The sequence below is a fragment of the Photorhabdus hindustanensis genome (assembly GCF_002968995.1).
Lineage (GTDB): Bacteria > Pseudomonadota > Gammaproteobacteria > Enterobacterales > Enterobacteriaceae > Photorhabdus > Photorhabdus akhurstii.
The window spans coordinates 1-2518 of record NZ_PUWT01000179.1; the positions used below are offsets into that span (position 1 = coordinate 1).

The 2518-nt window shown below is 46.1% G+C and carries 5 protein-coding genes; 3 read left to right on the forward strand and 2 right to left on the reverse strand.

All coding sequences use genetic code 11. The features are described 5' to 3' along the window. Together C6H66_RS25105 and C6H66_RS25110 are read left to right on the forward strand one after the other, a co-directional pair. Positions 1 to 970, forward strand: a 970-nt coding sequence (locus C6H66_RS25105; protein ID WP_248000829.1) for a DNA/RNA non-specific endonuclease, incomplete at its 5' end; no start/stop codon positions are given. Further along, a complete protein-coding gene (locus C6H66_RS25110) occupies positions 970 to 1308 on the forward strand; it encodes an immunity protein YezG family protein (protein ID WP_105397058.1) in 339 nt (112 codons plus the stop codon). The genes C6H66_RS25105 and C6H66_RS25110, both read left to right, overlap by 1 nt. Before the next feature lie 38 nt (positions 1309 to 1346). Here the strand turns inward: C6H66_RS25110 and C6H66_RS25115 are convergent, their stop codons facing one another. Together C6H66_RS25115 and C6H66_RS25120 are read right to left on the reverse strand one after the other, a co-directional pair. Beyond that, positions 1347 to 1634 carry a SymE family type I addiction module toxin gene (locus C6H66_RS25115; protein ID WP_105397059.1) on the reverse strand — a complete coding sequence of 96 codons (288 nt, stop codon included), beginning with the start codon at positions 1632 to 1634 and terminating at the stop codon, positions 1347 to 1349. Positions 1635 to 1735: 101 nt separating this feature from the next. Then, the gene (locus C6H66_RS25120) at positions 1736 to 2146 is read right to left on the reverse strand and encodes a helix-turn-helix domain-containing protein (protein WP_248000830.1); all 411 of its coding nucleotides are present in this window, start codon (positions 2144 to 2146) and stop codon (positions 1736 to 1738) included. 112 nt (positions 2147 to 2258) lie between these two features. Here C6H66_RS25120 and C6H66_RS25125 point away from each other — a divergent pair. Next, positions 2259 to 2518: CHC2 zinc finger domain-containing protein (locus C6H66_RS25125; protein WP_146111148.1), on the forward strand; the 260-nt coding region annotated here is incomplete at its 3' end.

The following is a 2518-nucleotide window of genomic DNA, read 5'->3' on the forward strand; positions in this document are numbered from 1 at the left end:
AGCCGGGGCGCAGACGGCGAAGAATGCGATTGAGAATAACTTTTTGAGCGCGGAGCAGATAGACGACTTTGCGGCCAGAGCCAAAGGGTGTGAGGGACGCGGCGACTGCAAACAGATCACGAAGGAAATGGAAGATCTGAGCCTCAAGCAGCAAAAAGAGCTGATCGCGGTGTGTTCTTCCAATCCCGCCGCCTGCAAGGAAAAATACGGCGATATCCCGGCTAATGGTATGCTGGTACGTCAAGCCATCGATCGCGTACTGGGTGACGATGTGCCTTCACGGATGAAGAATGATATGTCTTCTCTGTTGGCCCAGCAGATTGAAGCCGAAGGCGTCGTTTCGAGTACGGAATTTGCCAGCCAGTTACAGAGCCGCTACGGTATCGACAAGCAGCAGGCAGAAATCTTGGCGGGTGCGGCATTAGGGGCTGTTACCGGTGGAATGGGCAAAGGAGGCAAGCCCGGCAATACGGCAGCAGAGAAAAACATTGTTGTGGTAGATTCCGGTAAGAAAGGCGGATGGAATAAGGCCCTGAACAAACCCGAACCGAATACGGTCTATCATGTGGATGGGAACAAGACTTATCATACTGACTCATTAGGAAGAACGGGAAATGTGGATGCCACCCTATCTTGGTCGAAGAATGATCGTAATACATATCAACAATGTAAAGGTGGTAAATGTGGAAATGCCGGTGATGAAGGCGGCCATTTAATCGCCAGTATTTTTAATGGGCCTGGTGAAAAGCTCAATATTGTTCCAATGAATGGTAACCTTAATAAAAGTACCTGGAAAAAAATGGAGAACAATTGGGCTAATGCTCTAAAAGATGGGAAACAAGTTAATGTGAAGATAGAGCCATCATATATAGGAAACAGCGTTAGACCTGATAAAATCACTGTAACTTATCAGATCGATAATGGACGTCCTATTAGAGAAACATTTAAGAATGCGCCAGGAGGTAAATAATGGGAACAACTGATGACGAAATTTACTCCCGAATAGGAAAAGTGTTATATGAAGCTGCTCCAGAAAATGCAATTAAGATCTTTCTGGACGCAGAACTATCTCCTGAAAATGATCATGCAAAATTTTTATTTGATTACGTTGATAACCTTGGCGAAAAGAAATGGTTTGTTCCAAATAGCCCAGATGTCGATGGTAAATTAATAGAGACTCTAGTAGAACTGAGAAAATATTATATAGAAAATAATCTAACTAATGGCTTGCCTGCTTGGTCAGGGTGTGAAATCACCGTTGATCTGGATAAAATGAAAATCAACATAGATTTTAAATATGATGATTAGAACCCGCCCCGGCTTTGTGCCGGGGCCGTTGTTTTGTCCTATTCTGTCAGCATCAACCCACCGGGATAATACTTAATCCAGTTAACGGCAGCACTGGGGTTGAATGGTGCAATACTCAGCCCCTCCAGACATTGCCAGAGTTCCAGCGTATTCTGGGCCGTAATCACAATACAATCCGGCATCACCCGTATCTTTAGCGGCATTCCGAAGGTAAATCCCGCCTCTTGTAACCATTTTCCCTTTAAAGAAATGCTGTTTTTTCCCGCTCTCCCAAAACGCTCAGCTTGGGAAATCCGGCGAATTGTTTTATTATCGCGTCCAGCCATAATTAACTACCTCGTATAGTTGGTTGTGGTGAGCGGGCTGGCGGTGTGGCTGCACCATCAGCCCGCGTTAAAATCCCTTCTTTAATTAGCCGCTTGTTTTTTTATTGCTGAGCCTGCGCAATCACCGCATCCAGCATCTCAGACACCAGCTTCTGTTTACCCTTGGGTAACTGACTAATAATCTGAATCTGTTTTTCCAGTCGTGAAGCCGGGCCGCGCTTACTCAGTATCCGGTCACTCTCTTCACCGAATAACTTTTCCAGTGAAACTGAAAGTATTCTTGCCACAGTTGGCAGTATCGATATTTGTATCCTCCTTCTGCCCGCCTCCCATGACTGAACAGCCTGCTGGGAAACATTAAGCTTCTGCGCCAGTTGAACCTGTGTCAGCCCTGCCTCCTTGCGTAAGGTGGTTATCCTCTTGCCTAATGTCATCATAAAAATCTGTTCTTCACTGCTGATAGATGCGGCCATAGTCTTTTTTACCGATATTGTTCGTGACTCAATGACCATAATCTACTCCCTGTTTTACATCTTACTGTTGTAAATACTACCTACTGTAGTATATGCTTGTCGAGTTATTTTTATCAAAACCCTATTGACAGGTTTTTACAGGAGGTCATTGATGACCCGCATTCCCGATACCGATTTAGCCCGCTTAAAGCAAACCGTCTCGTTGCTGGGGCTGGCGCGTAAGCAAGGCCGTGCGATGAAAAAACGCGGTGAGGATTATGTGCTGCGCTGTCCGTTCCATCACGAGAAAACGCCCTCAATGGTGATATCGCCTGCCAAGAACCTGTATCACTGCTTTGGCTGTGGCGCCGCGGGGTCGGTGCTGGACTGGGTGATACAAACGGAAGGGGTGACGCTGAAAATCGCTATCCG

What these genes read in the sequence shown, in the direction of transcription:
- C6H66_RS25115 (WP_105397059.1), bottom strand. Translation starts at nt 1,634, where the DNA reads ATGGCTGGACGCGATAATAAAACAATTCGCCGGATTTCCCAAGCTGAG.
- C6H66_RS25110 (WP_105397058.1), top strand. Translation starts at nt 970, where the DNA reads ATGGGAACAACTGATGACGAAATTTACTCCCGAATAGGAAAAGTGTTA.
- C6H66_RS25120 (WP_248000830.1), bottom strand. Translation starts at nt 2,146, where the DNA reads ATGGTCATTGAGTCACGAACAATATCGGTAAAAAAGACTATGGCCGCA.